This window comes from Nocardia huaxiensis, assembly GCF_013744875.1.
In the GTDB taxonomy this organism is placed as follows: domain Bacteria; phylum Actinomycetota; class Actinomycetes; order Mycobacteriales; family Mycobacteriaceae; genus Nocardia; species Nocardia huaxiensis.
Genome location: NZ_CP059399.1, coordinates 5,107,363 through 5,124,127, shown reverse-complemented (window position 1 = coordinate 5,124,127; position 16,765 = coordinate 5,107,363). Strand labels below are relative to the sequence as shown.

At 68.4% G+C, this 16,765-nt stretch carries 20 protein-coding genes; 7 read left to right on the top strand and 13 right to left on the bottom strand.

Annotated elements, in window-relative coordinates; genetic code table 11:
• Nucleotide 1: 1 nt before the first annotated feature.
• Nucleotides 2-1,291, top strand: a complete 1,290-nt coding sequence (locus H0264_RS23125; protein WP_181579483.1) for a DUF2786 domain-containing protein — start codon at nucleotides 2-4, stop codon at nucleotides 1,289-1,291.
• Nucleotides 1,292-1,295: 4 nt separating this feature from the next.
• Here H0264_RS23125 and mug read toward each other — a convergent pair whose 3' ends face one another.
• The gene (gene mug / locus H0264_RS23120; protein ID WP_181579482.1) at nucleotides 1,296-1,859 is read right to left on the bottom strand and encodes a G/U mismatch-specific DNA glycosylase; all 564 of its coding nucleotides are present in this window, start codon (nucleotides 1,857-1,859) and stop codon (nucleotides 1,296-1,298) included.
• Nucleotides 1,860-1,880: 21 nt separating this feature from the next.
• Entirely contained in the window at nucleotides 1,881-2,759 is an 879-nt protein-coding gene (locus H0264_RS23115; protein WP_181579481.1) for a sigma-70 family RNA polymerase sigma factor, read from the bottom strand.
• Nucleotides 2,760-2,960: 201 nt separating this feature from the next.
• Here H0264_RS23115 and H0264_RS23110 point away from each other — a divergent pair, with 201 nt between their 5' ends.
• The 3 genes from H0264_RS23110 (at nucleotide 2,961) to H0264_RS23100 (ending at nucleotide 5,491) form a co-directional block, all read left to right on the top strand.
• Nucleotides 2,961-4,070 carry a serine hydrolase domain-containing protein gene (locus H0264_RS23110; protein ID WP_276313985.1) on the top strand — a complete coding sequence of 370 codons (1,110 nt, stop codon included), beginning with the start codon at nucleotides 2,961-2,963 and terminating at the stop codon, nucleotides 4,068-4,070.
• A 34-nt stretch (nucleotides 4,071-4,104) separates the two neighbouring features.
• Nucleotides 4,105-4,488, top strand: a complete 384-nt coding sequence (locus H0264_RS23105; RefSeq protein ID WP_181579480.1) for a hypothetical protein — start codon at nucleotides 4,105-4,107, stop codon at nucleotides 4,486-4,488.
• A gap of 154 nt (nucleotides 4,489-4,642) precedes the next feature.
• On the top strand, nucleotides 4,643-5,491 hold the full coding sequence (locus H0264_RS23100; RefSeq protein WP_181579479.1) for a M23 family metallopeptidase: 849 nt from the start codon (nucleotides 4,643-4,645) through the stop codon (nucleotides 5,489-5,491).
• Nucleotides 5,492-5,504: 13 nt separating this feature from the next.
• On the opposite strand, the gene H0264_RS23095 is transcribed toward H0264_RS23100, so the two are convergent.
• The 8 genes from H0264_RS23095 to H0264_RS23060 form a co-directional block, all read right to left on the bottom strand.
• Nucleotides 5,505-6,101, bottom strand: a complete 597-nt coding sequence (locus H0264_RS23095; RefSeq protein WP_181579478.1) for a cupin domain-containing protein — start codon at nucleotides 6,099-6,101, stop codon at nucleotides 5,505-5,507.
• A complete protein-coding gene (locus H0264_RS23090; protein ID WP_181579477.1) occupies nucleotides 6,098-7,195 on the bottom strand; it encodes a 4Fe-4S binding protein in 1,098 nt (365 codons plus the stop codon). Before H0264_RS23090 ends, H0264_RS23095 begins: the two co-directional genes overlap by 4 nt.
• A complete protein-coding gene (locus H0264_RS23085; RefSeq protein WP_181579476.1) occupies nucleotides 7,192-8,166 on the bottom strand; it encodes a 4Fe-4S binding protein in 975 nt (324 codons plus the stop codon). The genes H0264_RS23090 and H0264_RS23085 overlap by 4 nt, the downstream gene beginning before the upstream one ends.
• Before the next feature lie 97 nt (nucleotides 8,167-8,263).
• A complete protein-coding gene (locus tag H0264_RS23080; protein ID WP_181579475.1) occupies nucleotides 8,264-9,277 on the bottom strand; it encodes a hypothetical protein in 1,014 nt (337 codons plus the stop codon).
• Between the two features lie 82 nt (nucleotides 9,278-9,359).
• Nucleotides 9,360-10,091, bottom strand: coding sequence for an alpha/beta fold hydrolase (locus H0264_RS23075; protein ID WP_231085569.1), 732 nt, complete (start codon nucleotides 10,089-10,091; stop codon nucleotides 9,360-9,362).
• 3 nt (nucleotides 10,092-10,094) lie between these two features.
• A complete protein-coding gene (locus H0264_RS23070) occupies nucleotides 10,095-10,649 on the bottom strand; it encodes a DUF6817 domain-containing protein (RefSeq protein ID WP_181579474.1) in 555 nt (184 codons plus the stop codon).
• 126 nt (nucleotides 10,650-10,775) lie between these two features.
• Nucleotides 10,776-11,435 (bottom strand): response regulator transcription factor, encoded by a 660-nt coding sequence (locus H0264_RS23065; RefSeq protein ID WP_181579473.1) that lies wholly within the window; start codon nucleotides 11,433-11,435, stop codon nucleotides 10,776-10,778.
• A complete protein-coding gene (locus H0264_RS23060) occupies nucleotides 11,432-12,598 on the bottom strand; it encodes a sensor histidine kinase (RefSeq protein WP_181579472.1) in 1,167 nt (388 codons plus the stop codon). The genes H0264_RS23065 and H0264_RS23060 overlap by 4 nt, the downstream gene beginning before the upstream one ends.
• Before the next feature lie 153 nt (nucleotides 12,599-12,751).
• Between H0264_RS23060 and H0264_RS23055 the strand changes: the two genes are divergently transcribed.
• Nucleotides 12,752-13,282: a hypothetical protein gene (locus tag H0264_RS23055; protein WP_181579471.1), complete on the top strand. Its 531-nt coding sequence runs from the start codon at nucleotides 12,752-12,754 to the stop codon at nucleotides 13,280-13,282.
• Here the strand turns inward: H0264_RS23055 and H0264_RS23050 are convergent.
• A complete protein-coding gene (locus tag H0264_RS23050; RefSeq protein WP_181579470.1) occupies nucleotides 13,239-13,706 on the bottom strand; it encodes a nitroreductase/quinone reductase family protein in 468 nt (155 codons plus the stop codon). The two genes, H0264_RS23055 and H0264_RS23050, sit on opposite strands and share 44 nt — an antisense overlap.
• Before the next feature lie 48 nt (nucleotides 13,707-13,754).
• Nucleotides 13,755-14,192 carry a hypothetical protein gene (locus H0264_RS23045; protein WP_181579469.1) on the bottom strand — a complete coding sequence of 146 codons (438 nt, stop codon included), beginning with the start codon at nucleotides 14,190-14,192 and terminating at the stop codon, nucleotides 13,755-13,757.
• 221 nt (nucleotides 14,193-14,413) lie between these two features.
• Between H0264_RS23045 and H0264_RS23040 the strand changes: the two genes are divergently transcribed.
• Nucleotides 14,414-14,929 (top strand): L,D-transpeptidase, encoded by a 516-nt coding sequence (locus tag H0264_RS23040; protein ID WP_181579468.1) that lies wholly within the window; start codon nucleotides 14,414-14,416, stop codon nucleotides 14,927-14,929.
• Nucleotides 14,930-14,965: 36 nt separating this feature from the next.
• Here the strand turns inward: H0264_RS23040 and H0264_RS23035 are convergent, their stop codons facing one another.
• Nucleotides 14,966-15,715, bottom strand: coding sequence for an MBL fold metallo-hydrolase (locus H0264_RS23035; protein ID WP_181579467.1), 750 nt, complete (start codon nucleotides 15,713-15,715; stop codon nucleotides 14,966-14,968).
• A gap of 125 nt (nucleotides 15,716-15,840) precedes the next feature.
• Here H0264_RS23035 and H0264_RS23030 point away from each other — a divergent pair, with 125 nt between their 5' ends.
• Nucleotides 15,841-16,764 (top strand): helix-turn-helix domain-containing protein, encoded by a 924-nt coding sequence (locus tag H0264_RS23030; RefSeq protein ID WP_231085574.1) that lies wholly within the window; start codon nucleotides 15,841-15,843, stop codon nucleotides 16,762-16,764.
• Nucleotide 16,765 lies beyond the last annotated feature (1 nt).

The following is a 16,765-nucleotide window of genomic DNA, read 5'->3' as shown; positions in this document are numbered from 1 at the left end:
CATGGGTAAGCCGAATCGCAAACACCGGGCCGCCAAGCGCGCCGCGCAGGGCGACTCCGGCTACTGGGAGCGCCTCGGTGCGCCCGGCGCGCCACCACCGACCCTGGATGAGATCACCGCGGCCGTCGCGAGGGCGGCGCTGGAGTCGGCGCAACAGGGCGCGCGCGGCAAGACTCCGCGTGGCGATTCGGCTGTCGCCCAGCGCTGTGCGGCCCAGCTCGCCACACTGTCCCTCGACGAGGTGCCGCGGGCCGCCGACGCGGCGAGCACACGGATTGTCGAAGCCACCTTCGGCAATGGCTGGCTGCCCGCCGATATCCACCAGATCGCGCAGCGCCGGACCGATGCCTTCGCCGTCGGCTATCTCATCGACAGGATTGCCGCCTACGCCCGGCCGTTCCCGCCCGCCACCGTCGACCAGACCTGGCTCGCGCAGCTGGATGAACTCGCCGCGGACATCTGGTGGTCGCAGCCGACACCGCATCTGGCCCAGTGGGCGTCGAAGCATCTGCTGACCACCGAGGAAGCCCTCGCCACCGTCATCGAGGCCCTCGCGCTGCTGCTTGTGCTGCCGAAGCTCGAGCTCATCAGACCGCTGCCCGGCACCGCCCCGGCACATCCCGTGGCGCACCATCAGGTCGACGAGAAGACGCTGGGGCGGGTCCGCGGCCTGCTGGCCAAGGCCGAGTCGACTTCGTATCCCGAAGAGGCCGAAGCGCTTTCGGCCAAGGCGCAGGAGCTGATCACCAAGTACGCACTCGATCGCGCGCTGCTGGAGGCCGCGACCACGACGCTGGATCTGCCCGGCGCGCACCGGATCTGGCTCGACACGCCCTATACGGATGCGAAGGCGCTGCTGATCGATGTGGTCGCCCGCGCCAACCGCAGTCGCGCCATCTTCGCCTCCGCCTGGGGATTCGTCACCATTGTCGGGGACGACGCCGATCTGGACGCGATCGCGCTACTGTCCACGTCGCTGCTGGTGCAGGCCACCCGGGCGATGATCGCCAACCGGGAAACCCGCGGCGACGAAGCCCGGATGTTCCGCAAGGCGTTCCTGGTCGCCTATGCCACCCGCATCGGCGAACGCCTCGAGGCGGCCACCGCCGCGGCCATCGCCGAATCCCCTGAGCCCGAACAGCTGCTGCCGGTGCTGGCCTCCCACCAGGTCGCGGTCGACAACGCCTTCGACACCCTGTTCCCGCACTCGCGCAACCGCGGCATCAGCATTCGCAGCGCCGAGGGCTGGGATGCCGGACGCGCCGCCGCGGATCGCGCGCACCTGCACTGATCCGTCAGCCGTCAGCGACCGCCGCGCGCAGTACGCGGAATTCCGCGGCCAGTGCGTCGAGCGTGTAGTGCGCATTGAGCCCGCTGGGATTGGGCAGCACCCACAGCGCGGTGTCGCCGATGCGCTCGGGCTGCGGACCGATGGTGGCCTTCGGCCTGCCGAAGGCGGTCCGGTAGGCGCCGATGCCGAGCACGGCCAGCACGCGCGGCCGATACCGGTCCACCCGGTCGACGAGTTCACGCCCGCCGGCCCGCAGTTCCGCCGCGCTCAACTCGTCGGCCTTGGCGGTGGTGCGCGCCACGACATTGGTGATTCCGAGCCCCAGGCCGAGCAGTTCCTCCTGCTCCTCGGCCCGCAACTGGCGGGGCGTGAATCCGGAACGGTGCAGAGCCGGCCAGAACCGGTTGCCCGGTCGCGCGAAATGCCGGCCCGTCGCACCGGAGTACAACCCCGGGTTGATGCCGCAGAACAGCACCCGCAATCCCGGCCCGATCACATCGGGTATCGTCCGGTCCTGCGCCGCAGCCAGATCCGCGGGCGAAGGCCGAGCCGTCGAACCAGAACCCATGCCCCCAGTCTGCCCCGGGGCTCACCCGACAACCGCGGCCAGGTCGAATCGGCTCAGGCGAGCGCGGTCGGAGAAGATCTCGATGGCGGTGATCCGGTCATCGGCGATGACGAAGCTCATGATCGAGAACGGGTCGCCGTCAAGGGTATTCACCAGGCCCGCCGTGCCGTTGACCACGGCCGGGTGCACCCAGCACAGCGTGGCCATGCGCTGGAAGGTGGCCGCCATGCCCGCGACCGCGTCCGCGCCGCGAATCAGCCGCAGGGTTCCGGAGTCGGCGCGCAGCACCACCTCCGGATCGAGGATCGTCAGCAGCGCCTCGAAATCGCCCTCGCGGGCCGCGGCCAGGAAGGCGTCCACGACGCGGCGCTGCCGGGTGCGGTCGGGTCGTGGCGGCGGCACGTCACCCTGGACGCGGCGACGGGCCTGGCTGGCCAGTTTCCGCGCGGTCTGCGGGGTGCGGTCCACAATGGGCGCGATCTGCTCGTAGGGCATGGCGAACATATCGTGCAGGACGAAGGCCAGCCGCTCGGCCGGGCTGAGCGATTCGAGCACGATGAGCAAGCCCAGGCCGATCGAATCCGCCAGCAGCGCTTGCTGTTCCGGGTCCGTGGTGGACTCGGGGGCGACGATCGGATCGGGCAGCTGCCCGTCCTCCAGGGGCTGCTCGTGGCGGACCTTGCGCGAGCGCAGCATGTCCAGACAGACCCGCCCGACCACGGTGGTGAGCCAGCCGCCCAGATTGCCGATCTCGCCGGAGTCGGTGCGGGCCAGCCGCAGCCATGCCTCCTGCACGGCGTCGTCGGCGTCGGTGAGCGAGCCCAGCATGCGGTGGGCGACCGCGCGCAGATGCGTGCGGTGCGCTTCGAACCGCTCGGCCAGGTACCGGTCATCGTGCACGAAAAACCTCCTCGATCGAGATGTCCGCAGGTATGACGATTCCGGACCCGCGAGTGTGACCCGGTCACGTTTTCTCGCCGCCGTACGTCAGAGCAGCGGAACACCATCCCCATACGAGAGAGGAACACCGCTGTGACCACGATCGACGTGAACGGCACCGTCGCCGACGGATTCGAGGATGTGTGAACGGAATTCGCCGCCGTGCTGGCCGAGGAGAACGGCGAATCCGGCGCGCAGCTCGCCGCGTATGTGCGGGGGCGGCTGGTGGTGGATCTGTGGGCCGGGGCCGAGGTCACCGGCACGACGCTCACCGGGCTGCACAGCTCCACCAAGGGCGCCGCGGGTTTGGTGGTGGCCCTGCTGATCCAGGACGGGGTGCTCGACATCGATCGCCCGGTCGCCGACTTCTGGCCCGCGTTCGCGGCCGCGGGCAAGCGGCACATCACTGTTCGCGAGGTGCTCACCCACCGCTCCGGCGTCATCGGCGCGGAGGACGGGTTCACGATGGCCGAGCTCGCCGACGACCGGATCATCGCCGAGCGCCTGGCGGGCCGGCGTCCGGTCTTCGCGCCGGGTCTCTCGCAGGGCTACGGCGGATTCGTCACCTACGCGATCGTCGGCGAAGTGGTGCGCGCCATCACCGGCAGCACCATTCAGCACCTGTTCGAGCAGCGTATTCGCGCGCCGTACGACCTGGATGTGTATCTGGGCCTGCCCGAACAGCTGGATCACCGCTATCTGCCGATCCTCCCCTGGCGGTCCACCGCCGAGACGGAATCGGCCTTCGCCGCGAATTCTCCTGCCCCGCAGAGCATTCCGGGGATCGCCTACAATCTTTCCGCCCCGGGGTTCACCCCGGCCGACGTCATGACGATCCCCAACGACACCCGGGTGCGCCGCACCGGCCAAGCTTCCGGCGGTGGCGTCGGCAGCGCACGCGGTCTGGCGGCCATGTACGCGGCGGCAATCACCGGGTTCGACGGACGCCCACCGCTGCTGACCCCCGAAACGATCGACACCATCACCCGAATCCATTCCACCGGAACCGATCTCGTCCGTGGCGACAATGCCCCCTACGCCCTGGGTTTCGAGGCCAAGGCCCTCGTCCACCGCTTCCTCGGCGTTCGGGCCTTCGGTCACACCGGCTCCGCGGGCTCCGACGGTTTCGCCGATCCGCACACCACCCTCACCTACGGCTACACCCGCCGCCGGGCCGCCTTCGCCTTCACCGCCCCCGAGAACGCCCGCCTGGCCGCCGCGCTGCATCGGGTCGCACGTGGCGAACTCCCGGTCGCGCGGGGAGACTGGTGAACACACCGTCGAATCAGTTTGCAGGAGTTTGCCCATGGCAACCAACGGGCCCTTCGGGATCGACCCGGAAGATTTCGAGCGCGCGATGCGGGAGGCCGGCGACGAATTCCGCGAGCTCTTCGGGAAGGCCGGGCAGTACCTCGACCGTTCGGCCATCAACACGCTGGCGTCCCTGGTGGGCCAGTTCGTCCAGCCCGAGCGCCCGCGCGCACCGAAACCGGAGGCCGAGACCACCGGCGAAACCGGCAGCGGCGTATGGGCCATCTACACCGTGGACGACGATGGCACCGCCCGGGTCGATCAGGTCTTCCCGAACGAGCTCGAGGCCTTGCGCGCCCACCGCGACAATACCGATGAGCGTCGGCGGGTCCGGTTCCTTCCCTACGGTGTGCCCGCGAGCGTCCTCGACGCCTCCTGAGCACGGCCGCCGGACAGACTGAAGATCGAAGATTTCAGAACTGTCACGCGGAGGGCGGTTCGAGGAGTACTGTCTCCACACCGGCGTAGGCCCGATCGTTACCGCAGCCGCAGAGGTGGAGGCAGGGAGCGCCGACCGAACGCTAGGACACGCCGTGCCGCTTCATCGACCGACCTCCGGTTCCCTGTCCGTTCACGAACTCCTCGGTGATGCCGAATCCGAGCCGCGCTCGTACTCCCATCGCGCGAAATCCGCTGTCGCCCCGCGCGTGCGGGCGGTCGCGGGGACGGCGGTGGCCACCGGCGCGCTGCTGGCCGCCACCGCTCAGCTCACGCCCGCCGTCGCCTATGCCGCGCCGCTGCCGTCCGATGGCCAGGACAGTAGTGCCGAGACCGACGTCGAGCCGGTGACGGAGGTCGTCGAAGAGGCTGCGCCCGTGGTGGATTCGCCCGCGCCGGTGGCGGCGCCGTTCGGATTGGCCGGGCTGCCCGCGGAGATCGCGGGTCCGCTCGCGCAGGCGGAGCAGGCGCTGAAGAATCTGCAAGAGACGCTCGCGCCCGTGGTGCAGCCCGCGGCCCCGGCCCCGGTCGCACCGCCGGTCGTGATGCCGGTGGGTGGCGAGATCAGTTCCGAGTTCGGCGCCCGCTGGGGGTCGTTCCACTACGGCGTCGATATCGCCGACGCACTCGGCACACCCATCCGATCGGCGTTCAGCGGCACGGTGATCGACGCCGGGCCCGCGTCCGGGTTCGGGCAGTGGGTGCGGGTGCAGCAGGACGACGGGACCATCGCCGTCTACGGTCACGTCAACGACTTCTATGTGGCGCCGGGACAGTATGTGCAGGCCGGTGAAGTGATTGCGACAGTGGGCAATCGCGGCTGGTCCACCGGCCCGCACCTGCATCTCGAAATCTGGAATCCGGCCGGGCAGAAGGTCGATCCGATGGCCTGGCTGGCCAGCAGAGGCGTTCTCCTGGAGCAGCATTGGGGAGCCGACGTCTGACCGGCGAGCGGGTTCACCGGAAGATGTGCCCGCGCAGGCCCGCAGCCGGTGCGTAGCCGCGGCGGCGGGCGATCCGGGTGGCCAGCGGGAGCATGACCCGACGCTGGAGTGCGAGGGGAACTCTCGCGGCGAAGGTCACCGAACCCGGTGTGCCGAGCATCAACAGCAGGTGCGCTGGACGTAATTCGTGCTGGGCGTTGACGTTTCCATCGCGCACGGCCTGGCCGAGGGTCTTGCCGTAGGACATGAGCCACACCGGGCCCGGCGTATAGACCGTCCGCACGACGACCGGCTCATCGGTGTCGTTGTACGGATCGACGTGCGCCGCACCCGGCGGAATGACCAGAGCGTCACCGGTTTTCAGGGTGCCCGCGCGCAGGCCGCGCCGGTACCGCGCCGACGGACCCGCGAGCAGGAACGAGTACTGGGTGATGCCGGTGTGCACGTGCGCGGGCCCTTTTCCGGTGCCGGGCGGCAGGATTCGGGTCAGCCCCAGGTACTGCTTCCCCGCCACGAAGAACCACGGATGCAGTTCGATCCGATCCCCGTTCGCTCCGGTGTAGATCTCGAAGATGGGCAGATCGCGTCGCAGTTCGCTGGTGGTCGTCATTGCCGCTCCGGCCGGGGATCGATCTCGGGTTCGGGCACTGTCACCTGACGTGCCGGTCGAATCGTCTTGTGCGGAAATCGCTTCCGCACATGCTCCGCCGCCGCGGAATCCGGGTCGACGTAGACGTACTCCGGTTTGCGCATGAGCGGCTGCACCACATCGCGCGCATGTCCCTGCGGATCGTCGAGGTAGCGGCCGAGCACATCGCTGCCCGCCGGGCACACCGCGACACAGTATCCGGCCCGGAACTGCGGTTCGAACGACAGGCTCTGCCAGATCGCCAGCGTCTCGGTCGGGGTGACCCGCCGCCGATAGTCGGCGGCATCGGCACTGTCGACCACCTCCTCCACCCAGCCCGCGAAATTCGACAGTTCATGGTGGTTGTTGTGGGTGTAGCAGGCATCGAAGTCGAATCCGCCGTCGGCGTGAATGGCGCCCACCGGACAGGTGGTGACGCACAGCCCGCAGTCGATACACGGATTCGAGGCGACCGGCTGCGAGTACGCGGTGATCTCACGATCCAGCAGAATCGTGCCGAGGGTGATGAAGGTGCCGAACCTCGGGTGAATCACATTGCGATGCAATCCCATCCGGCCCAGCCCGGCCGCGACCGCCACCAGCTTGTGCGACACCACCCAGCTGCGATTGGGGAAGCGATGGATCTCGGCGGGAAACCCGGCCGCCGGATACAGCGCCCGCACCCCGTGCCGCTGCAGTTCCAGGCAGATCCGCCGCGCCGCCTCATGCCCCAGTTCCTGCGTGGTCGCGACATCACGATTGGCCGCGCTGATGGACCGGCTCTGCAGATTGTCGCGACTGGTCCGCAGACAGAATCCGATCAGCGAGCGGGTCCCCGGCAGGGCTTCGAGCACATAGTCCCGCTCCTCTTCCAGACCGGGCGTGGACACAGCCACGAACCCCACATCATCGAGCCCCTCGCGCAGGCACAGCTCCCGCAGCCAATCGGCGTCGAGCGCAACGGGTTCCGCCGTGGCTCGTCTCCGCGCGGCCTCGACGGTGGGATGGGGCCGCTGGGCCGACCCGCGTTCCACCGGCACATGCAGCCGATTCCACAGCCGCTCACTGTCGTTCATCGCGCCTCCGGAGCCGCGTCGATGCCGTCCGGCGGCATGATCCCGCTGTCCACATGCCGCACGGTCTTCGCCCGGAACATCTTCTGCACATGGTTTTCCGCATTGGAGCCCGGACTCACGTATACGTTCTCCGGCTTGCGCTGTAGTGGTCGCAACACCTGCTGCAGATGCTTCTTCCGATCATCCAGATACGGCCCGATGACCTCCGACCCGGCCGGGCACACTGCCACGCAGTACCCGGACCGATACTGCCGCCGCGACTGCTGCGTGGTCTCCCGAGGACTCATCCGCGCGTTGTAGTCGTCAAGATCCGCACTGTCCGCCATGGTTTCGACCCAGTCCGCGAAGTTGTTCACGAACTGGTTGTAGGTATGCGCATAGCAGCTGTTGAAGTCGAAACTCCCGTCATTGTGGATCGCCCCCACCGGACAGGCGGCCACACACAGATAGCACCCCAAACACGGATTCCACTCCAGCGGTTGGGAATACGGCGTGATCACCGCCTCGGTCAACACGGTCCCCAGCCCGATGAAGCTCCCGAACCGCGGATGAATCACACACCGATGAATCCCCATGTGCCCCAACCCCGCGGCCACCGCCACCGGCTTGTGCGACACAGTCCACCCCCGGCTCGGCAGCCGCTGCGCCTCCACCGGAAACGTCACCGACGGATACAACGCCCGAAACCCCCGGTCCTGCAGCGCAATACTGATCTTGTGCCCGATCCGATCCAGCACCGGGATGGCCGTATCGATCTCGGTATTCACACTGCTGGCAGCCCGGCTCCGAAAGTTCTCCCGCCCCACCCGCACACACACCGCGATCAATGACCGCGTGCTGGGCAGCGCCTCCCGCACATACTCCACCTCCCCCTCCAGCCCAGGCGTCTCCAGCGCAGCGAAGCCGACATCATCGGCCCCCGCCGCCAGACACAGTTCCCGAAGCTCCGCCGCATCCACGATTCCGCTCATACCGGCACCTCCACGACTACAGACGGTTCGCGTCCCGAAAATTCATCGGCCCCTGCGAAATTCGCCCGTCGGATGCCGGGCCGGACAGCGTGCCCGGCTACTCGACGAACCAGCGCAGACCGGAGCCGCCGGCTGCCTCGCAGATCAGGGCCGTGCCATTGGCGGCGCGACCGCGCTGACCTTCCTTCGTGCAGGGCTGGCCCACGACCGCGGCGACCGCGGTGGTGGTGGGTTGTTCGCTGCGGGTGGATTTCGTGGTGGTCGTGGGGACGGGGGTGTTGCAGGAGTACCAGAGGCCGTATTCGGTGGAGGTGTATTCCGACAGGCAGCCGAAGGGGGTGGGGCCCGCGCTGCTGAGTTGCATTGCGGAGCTTTCGGATTGGTTGAGGCAGAACAGGCCGGCCTTGTCCATGCGGCAGTCGTAGTTGTCGAAGGTGAGGCGGCTGCCGTAGTTCAGGGTGGGGCCGTCGCCCAGCAGGAAGGGGCCGGGGTCGCCTTGGACGTGGCCGACGCCGAGGGTGGCGCCGGGGAAGTCGATCCAGCCGGGGACCCAGTTGCCGCGGGCGTTCGCCGGGCGGGAGGGCGGGTTGTCGAGGTCGGCCATGCAGGTCAGGCCCTGCCGGACGCTGGTGCCCGCGGTGGGGGTCATGCAGCGGATCTTGCCGGACGGGCTGGTGAAGGCTACCGCCGATCCGAGATCGTTGACGGTGTTGCCGCTGGTCGCGGTGTGGAAGTTGGCGGCGTCTACCGGGGTGCCGGCCTTGATCCAGGCGAGCACCGAGGATAGTGCGGCGCCGGCGGCCGGCGGCGTGGTCGGTCCGGACGGGGTGGTGGTCACCGCGGCGGGGGTGGTGGTCTCGGTAACCGTCTGCCGCGCAGTGGTTTCGGGATCGACCGGTCCGATGAAGTGGCGGGCGGTGAGGAACGCGCCGACGCCCAGCGCCAGCACGACGGCCACCACCAGGCCGATCAGCGCGTAGCGCTGCCCCTGCGACCGTCCCCGCGCCGGCGCGCGTCCGGCGCGGGGCGGTTCGTAGTCGTCCGCGATCGGTTCGAACACGTCGGTGACCTGCGACCACAGGTCCTCCGGCCGACCGTTACCCGGTGACATCGATGTCTCCTGATCTCCTTGACGCACAGGCGGATCGGAACTCCCGAGCGGCCTCGTCGCACAGCATAAGGCCGCCGTCGCGTCACCGGGTGCCGAGGAACTCCTCGAGCGCGGCCGCGAAACCCGGTGCCGCCGGGACGAAATGACCCGCACCGCGCGCGAGCAGCCGCTGCGCTGCGAGTTCGGCGGCGAGCCGGTCGCAGATGCGTTCCAGGGCGGGATGGTGTCCGCCGGACGCGACCAGCGCGGGAATTCCGGCCGCACGCACAATCTTCAGGTCCGGGCGGGCCTCGCCGGGCAGGCGGCCACCCAGCGCACGGCGCACCGCGGCCTCGGATGCCCCGCCGGGTCCGGCGGCAGGCGCTCCGGAGAGGGTGAGGAATTCGCGCAGTATCGCCGGATCCGTGGCGAGCCCCTCGGTGAGCACCGCATCCCCCACCTGTTGCAGTCGTGCGACGTCGGGGTCATCGGGGGCCAGGAAGTACAGGGGCGGTTCGATCAGGGTCAGCGAGCGCACGCATTCGGGCACCCGGGCAGTCGCGAGGAGGGTGCCGAGCACGCCGTAGGAGTGCGCGACCACGTGCGGCCGATACTCCTTGCAGAGGACTTCGAGATCGTCCGCGTCGACCTCGAAGTCCTGGTGACCGTGCGGCGGCAGCGGACCCGCGCCGAAGCCGCGCCGGTAGACGTACAGCAGCGTCCAGCGCGCGGCCAGCGATTCCAGCCCACGCCAGGTCGTCGTCGGTCCGGCGCCACCGTGCACGAGCATCACCGCCGGGCCCTGCCCGGCCCGGTGAATCGTGAGCGTCTCCACGGCTTACCCCAACTGCTTTCGGCACGCCTGCCATGCGGCGTCCGAGAGCTGGTCGCGGACGCGGCCGAACAGTTCGTACAGCGCGGCCCCATGCTGCACGGCCAGCTCGGCATTGTGGGTCATGACGTCGAGTTCGTTCGCGACGGTGATCTCCAGGAACGCGCGCAGGGTGTCGTCGGCGGGCTCGAATTCGCGGCCGGTGAAACGATCGGTGAAGACCCGCGGCCCGGTCCCCAGGCGCGGGTACACCGCGCCTCTGTCGCAGCTGCTGTAGCAGTAGATGATCGATTCGGCTCGCGCGCCGAGCAATTCGACCACTGTCTCGCGTTCGGTGATATCGAGCAGTGCTCGATCGAAACCGTCAGTGCCGTACACGGCGTGACACAGTCCCGCGTATTGCACATCGAGGTCGGCACCCCACTCCCGCAACAGGTCGGCGACTCGATGCAGATGCGCCAGCAGGGTGCCGCCAGGATGCGGGATGCGGTCCGCGCCGTGCTCGCGCAGGAAGGTGTCGATCTGTTCGCGGTCGACAGAACTGGTTCGGGTTCGGGACATGCCGGGTTCCTCTCGGAGTATGGTCGACACCCGTCCGGGGGCTCCGCGACATTCGGAATGCGGAGCAGCGGGACAGGTTGCCGCCAGTGGGCCCACCCTGATCTTCCGCGCTATCCGGTGACCGGGTCAATCCCCGCCCGGCCGGACGAGACCGGATTCATAGGCGAGCACGACCAGCTGCGCCCGATCGCGCGCCCGCAAGGTGCCCAGTAACCGGCTGACGTAGGTCCGGGCGGTCGCCGGGCTGATGTGCAGGCTGGCGCCGATCTCGGAGTTGTTCTCCCCCAAACCGACTCGGGTCAGCACCTGGCGTTCGCGCGGGGTGAGATCGGCGATGAGCTCGGGCCGGACGCCACCGGATTCCCGGGCCACCCGATCCAGCAGTGTGCGCGTGACCGCGGGCGCGAGCAGCGCGTCACCGTGGGCGACCGTCCGGATGGCGGTCCGGAGTTGTTGCGGGCTCAGATCTTTGAGCAGATATCCGGACGCGCCCGCCCGAATCGCACCGAGAATGTCCTCGTCCTCGTCGAAGGTCGTCAGCATCACCACACGAACGTCCTGGAGCGCGGGATCACCGACGATCTGCCGGGTGGCCTCGATCCCGTCGACCCCCGGCATGCGGATGTCCATGAGCACCACATCGGGTATCGAATGCCGTACGACCGCAAGACCGTTCGCGCCATTGTCGGCCTCCGCGACGACCGCGATATCGCCGTCGTGTTCGGCCAGGGTGCGCAGACCGGTCCGAACCAGCTCCTGGTCGTCCACGACCACGATGCGAATCATTGGACCGCCTCGAGCGGAATACGCGCTCTGACAGCAAAGCCCGATGTCCCGGCGGGCCCCGTGGTGAGCGTGCCGCCCAATAGCCGGACCCGCTCCCGCATTCCGGCCAGGCCATGGCCGCAGTCCCCGTTCGAACCGGGTTCCGCTCTGCCATTGTCGATCACGGCCAGGTGCAGCGCGCCGTCCGCGATGTCGGCGACGACCCGCGCCTCGGTGGCGTGCGCATGCCGGACCACATTGGTCAGCGCCTCCTGCACCAGCCGGTACGCGGTGGCGTCCACCTGCGGCGGAAGTTCGCGCTCGAGAGCGGATCCGGGCTCGAACGTCACCGCGACCCCGGCCCCGCGAGTGTCGGCCGCCAGCGCGGGAACTTCGGCCAGGCGCAATACTTTTCGCGCATCCACGCCTTCGTCACGCAGCATTCGGACCATGGCCCGCACGTCCCGCAGCGACCGTCGGCTGGTGTCGCGGATATGTCCCACGGCCGTGCGCACGGCGGCATCGTCGCGCCCGATCGCCTCGGCCGCCACCCCGGCCTGCACCGAGATCAAGGCCATGAGATGCCCGACCGTATCGTGCAGATCTCGCGACAAGCGCTCCCGTTCGGTCCGCAACCGCAGTTCGGCCTGCCGGGCCACCTGTTCGCTTGTGAGACGGCCGATTTCGGCCTGCTCCAGCGTCCGCAACCGCCGCGACCGCACCGCGAAACCCAGGGCCAGGGCGGTCACGATCAAGGCGACGTTCGAAACACCCTCGTAGCCAACGAGATAGGCGGCCGATTCACCGTCGTTGAGCCGATACCAGAGCGCCACAGCGTAAACGAGCGCGGCCGCTCCCACGGCCCACCACATCTGGCCCGCGTCAGCGGCGGCGAACAGCGCCCCCGCCAGCGGCACCGCCACCCCGATGGGCGGGTACCGCAGGGCGTAATAGCCGAAGATGCCCGCCACCGTCACGACCACGACGAGCACCGGAAATCGCCTGCGCACCAGCATCGATGCCCCGAACCCGGCCGCGAACAGATACGCGAACACATCCGGGCTCCGATGCCCGCCCTGCCCGAGCGCGATGATCAGGGCGATGGCCGCGGCGAGCACCCCACCCAGCAGCAGATCCGCTGGCCGGGATCCGATCCCGCCCAGCCCTCGCCCGCGCGCCGCCATAGCGCCATGATACGAAGCCGTTCCGGAGGCGGCATGCTGCCGAAGGCGATGGCGCCCGTCGCTTCCCGACGTACTCCCCAGTCCCCCAGCTACGACATCACCGCTGCTCACAGCCGGATGTCCGACCGAACGGGCCGCACTACCGTCCCACCCATGACGTATCGAATCCCCGCGATCATTCTCGGCGGCTACGCCACGGTCGCCTTCTTCGTATTCTCGGCGACCGTGGCCGAAACCTGGCTGCTCTATCCGAACATCTTCCGCGACATCCCCGAATCGCTGGTGCTGACCGAGCAGTTCATGAGCGTGATCGCAGTGGGCGATGTCATGCGCCCACTCGGCGGTGTCATGACCCTGTCCGCACTCATCGCGCTCGCAGCCGCGCTCCGGTATCGGATCGGCCGCCGCTGGCTGGGTTGTTCACTGGCCGCACTGCTGAGCGGCCAGTTCCTGCTGTCGATCCTCTACCTGTGGCCCCGCGCCTCGATCCTGTTCGACGACAGAGCCCAGCACACCGCCGACGAAATCGATCGAGCCGCAACAGAATTCGTGACCGGCCAGTACCTCAGGATCGCCGCCGCCGGCCTGGCGGCCGGGTTCGCGGTGCTGGCCGCCCTGCAATGTCATCGCGCGCTGGCGCTCAGCGCGGTTCCAGAATCACGACAGCCGTCTCGGCCGGCCTGAGCGCCGCGTACGCGTCGAGATCCCGGTCGATCTCGCGCCACCGCTCCCACAGCCGCACCCGCTCCTCGCCCGAAGCGGCCCGCCCGCGCACCCCCTGCGTGCGACTCCCCGAGACCTCCACCGTCGCTGAAGGCTGCGCCTGCAGGTTGAGCCACCAGGCCGGTTCACCCGCACCCCACCCGTTCATGGCGAGGGTGACCAGATTCGGCCCGTCCTCGAAGTAGCCGAGCATGACACTGCGTTCCCGCCCGCTCCGGCGTCCGACGGTGGTGAGCCGCATGGTCCCCCAGTGCGTCCGATCCTTGGGGCGCGACAACCCGATCCGGCCGCGCGTGACCCCATACAGCGCGCGATGCGCCCGCCAGAAGAAGTGAATGAACCAGCGCGGCGGCAGGAAGGGTGTGCGGCGGGATTCACGCGACATGACGTGGCCTTTCGACTCGACCCGAGGCCATCATGTCACGCCCGCCGGTCACCCGATCCGGTATTGCTCCTTGGACAGGGTGAACGCGTGCGCACCGCGACTGCACCGCAGCTCGGCCGCACTCGGCAGGCATTCGGTGCTGTTGTCGGTGCTCAGCCAGAATTGGTTGTACTGCAGCACGGGCAGATTCGGTTCGAACAGGGTGTCCATCAGGCAGATGACCTCGCGATCGTTCGCCGTCAGCCGCACGCCGAGGTTCTTGCCCCGGCACTGGGTCCCGGTCCATTCCGGCGCGGCGAAACTGTATTCGCGAATCTCGCAGATGACCCCTTCGTTCAGGTTCTTGCACGCGATGTTCCCGCTGGGTGTCTGCCACTTCTGCCAGTGCACCGCCGAATCCGCTCCGGCGCCGCCCGCCGCTCCTGTCACCGCGGCCGCCGCCACCGACACGCTGAATCCGATCACTGCCATCGCACGAGAAATCATGACCCGAACCATGATCGACCCCGCTAACAGCCGGATTATCGCCGGCTCAACACCGCAGGCCCGCCCCGGAATCCGACGCGATGCCGGATTGAGCGCGGAAAACCGTGGCGGACAGTATCATTGATTGTCTCCGGAGTGTGGCGAAACCGACGGTTCCCTTCGATTGGTGGCATGCGACTCGGCGATCCGAGCCTGTGCCGATGCGAGAGGCTGGATGCGTCATGGGCAGCAAACATGCACGTCGCGGGTTGGCACGGTGGGCGGCGGTGGCCGGTCTGGCGGTAGCCGGAATCCTCACCGCGATTCCGGCGCAGGCCGACCCACTCTGGCCGGGCGGTCCCGATATTCCGGGCGTACCCCCGCTGATTCCGAGCCCGGCGGTGCCGGTGTTCGCCCCCTGTTCCGCAGAAACCCGGCTCTGCCTGCGGCTGTCCACCAATGAGATGTGGCTGATGGAGGACGGCAAGGTCACCTACGGCCCGGATGTCATGTCGCACGGCCGGCCCGGGTACGAGACGCCGCCCGGCACCTTCCGGGTCGCGTTCAAACGCGAGGACCACTGGAGCACCCTGCATCACGTGCCCATGAAGTGGGCCGTGTTCTTCAATGGCGATATCGCCACCCACATCGGTCCCACCGAGGAACAGTCGCACGGCTGCATCCGCATGACCCCGGTGGGCGCCGAACGCACCTTCTATCACCTGAATCCGGGCGATATCGTGCAGGTCGTGAATTGATCCGCACCGCTTGACCTTCCGCGAGCGGGTGTGCGGTCAGTGCGAGTCACGGTCCTGCAGGAGCGAATTCGCCAGCACCGACACCTTCTCGCGCACCGGGTCGCCGTGTCCGGGCACGAGCACCTCGGCGTCGTAGGCCGCCAGTGACCGCGCGGCCGCGCGGGTGGCCTGCTCGTCGTGGTTGAACACGGTCGGCAGCACCTGCGGTCCCGCGTGCGGGGCGATGGGATGCCCGCTGACCAGGGTGTCGCCACTGAACAGCACGCCCTCGGCGGGCATCAGGAACGAGGTGTGCCCGACGGTGTGCCCCGGCGTCGGGATGGCCACCAGCCCGCCGGGCAGCTGGGCGAGGGTTTGCGCGTCGGTGGAGGTGGCCGACGGAATCTTCATTCCGATATGCCAGGTCACCGCGCGCAGCGTCTGGAACACCCATCGCGCCCCGCGCAGGCTGCCGAGCTGCTGCACCATCTCCAGCGGCGTGATCTGCTGGAGGAATTCCCGTCGCGCGTGCGGAACCTCGGCCGCACCGGTGTACACCGGCACGCCCGTCGCCTCGACCAGGGCCGGAATCCCGCCCATGTGATCGAGGTGCGCGTGGGTGAGCAGCACCGCGGCCACATCCGAGAGCTGATGCCCGATCTCGCGCACCGACTTCAGCAGATCTCCGGAGTCGGCCGGATAGCCGGCGTCGATCACGGTCACCCCCGAACCGTCGCTCACCAGAGCCCAGTTCACGTTCGTGCCGCGGACCGCGTACACCGAGTCCGATACCTGTTCGATGCGCATCTCGAGCCTTGCCTCCCGTTGCGAGTTTTCCCGACTCTATGGCCCGGAGCATCATCCGCGCATCACGCGGGCAGTGAGCAAGAACCGTCAAGCGAGCCCGGCAGCGCACTTGGCAAACTGTTCGTGTGCCCAAGAACGGACGAGATCGGCTGCGAGAACTCCTCGATGCCGTACTACGCGAGGAGAACACCAGCCTCGATGAGATGGCGGCGGACGCGTACGTGTCCCCCTTCCATTTCACCCGGCAGTTCTCGCGCGGCACCGGTGAGTCACCGGTCGCACTCAAGCGGCGTGTCCTGCTGGAACGCGCGGCCTGGGAATTGTCGACCGGTGAGTCGGTGACCGAGGTGGCGTTCGCGGCCGGATACGACTCGGTGGAGGGTTTCAGCCGCGCGTTCAGCAGGGCGTTCGGGCATCCGCCCAGCGCCACCACGCGGGACAGACGCCGCCGCTGGCTATCGGCAGGCAATGGCATCCACTTTCATCCGCCCATGTCGCTGTGGGTGGAGAACGCACCGAAAGGAAAGACCGGGATGGATCCCACCACCCTGCTGGTGCACCACGATATCGAGGACACCCGCGAACTGCTGAGCGCAGCAAGCAAACTCAGCGAGGAGCAGTACCGTCGCGTCCGGATTCCGGATTTCACGGTCGAGACCTTCCGTGGCACGGAGGAATCCATCGCCACGGTGCTGGAGCACCTGATCGAATCGAAGGAAGTGTGGCTCGCCGCCATCGACGGCGAGGACCTGCCGGGCGCGCAATCCGGCGCCATCGACGATCTGGTGCGCCGCCACGACCGGGTGACCGCGCGCTGGCTCGACACCATCCGGGAGATCGACCAGCGCGGCGGCTGGGACGACACCCTCATCGACGCCCTGTGTGATCCGCCCGAGAGCTTCGTGCTCGGCAGCGTCATCGCACATGTGCTGAGTTACTCCGCGCATCGCAGACATCTCGTCCGCTACTGGCTGCACACCGAATACCCCGGCACCGCAATCGAACTCGGCGCCGGTGATCCCATCGACTGGCTACGTAAGAGGAACTGAC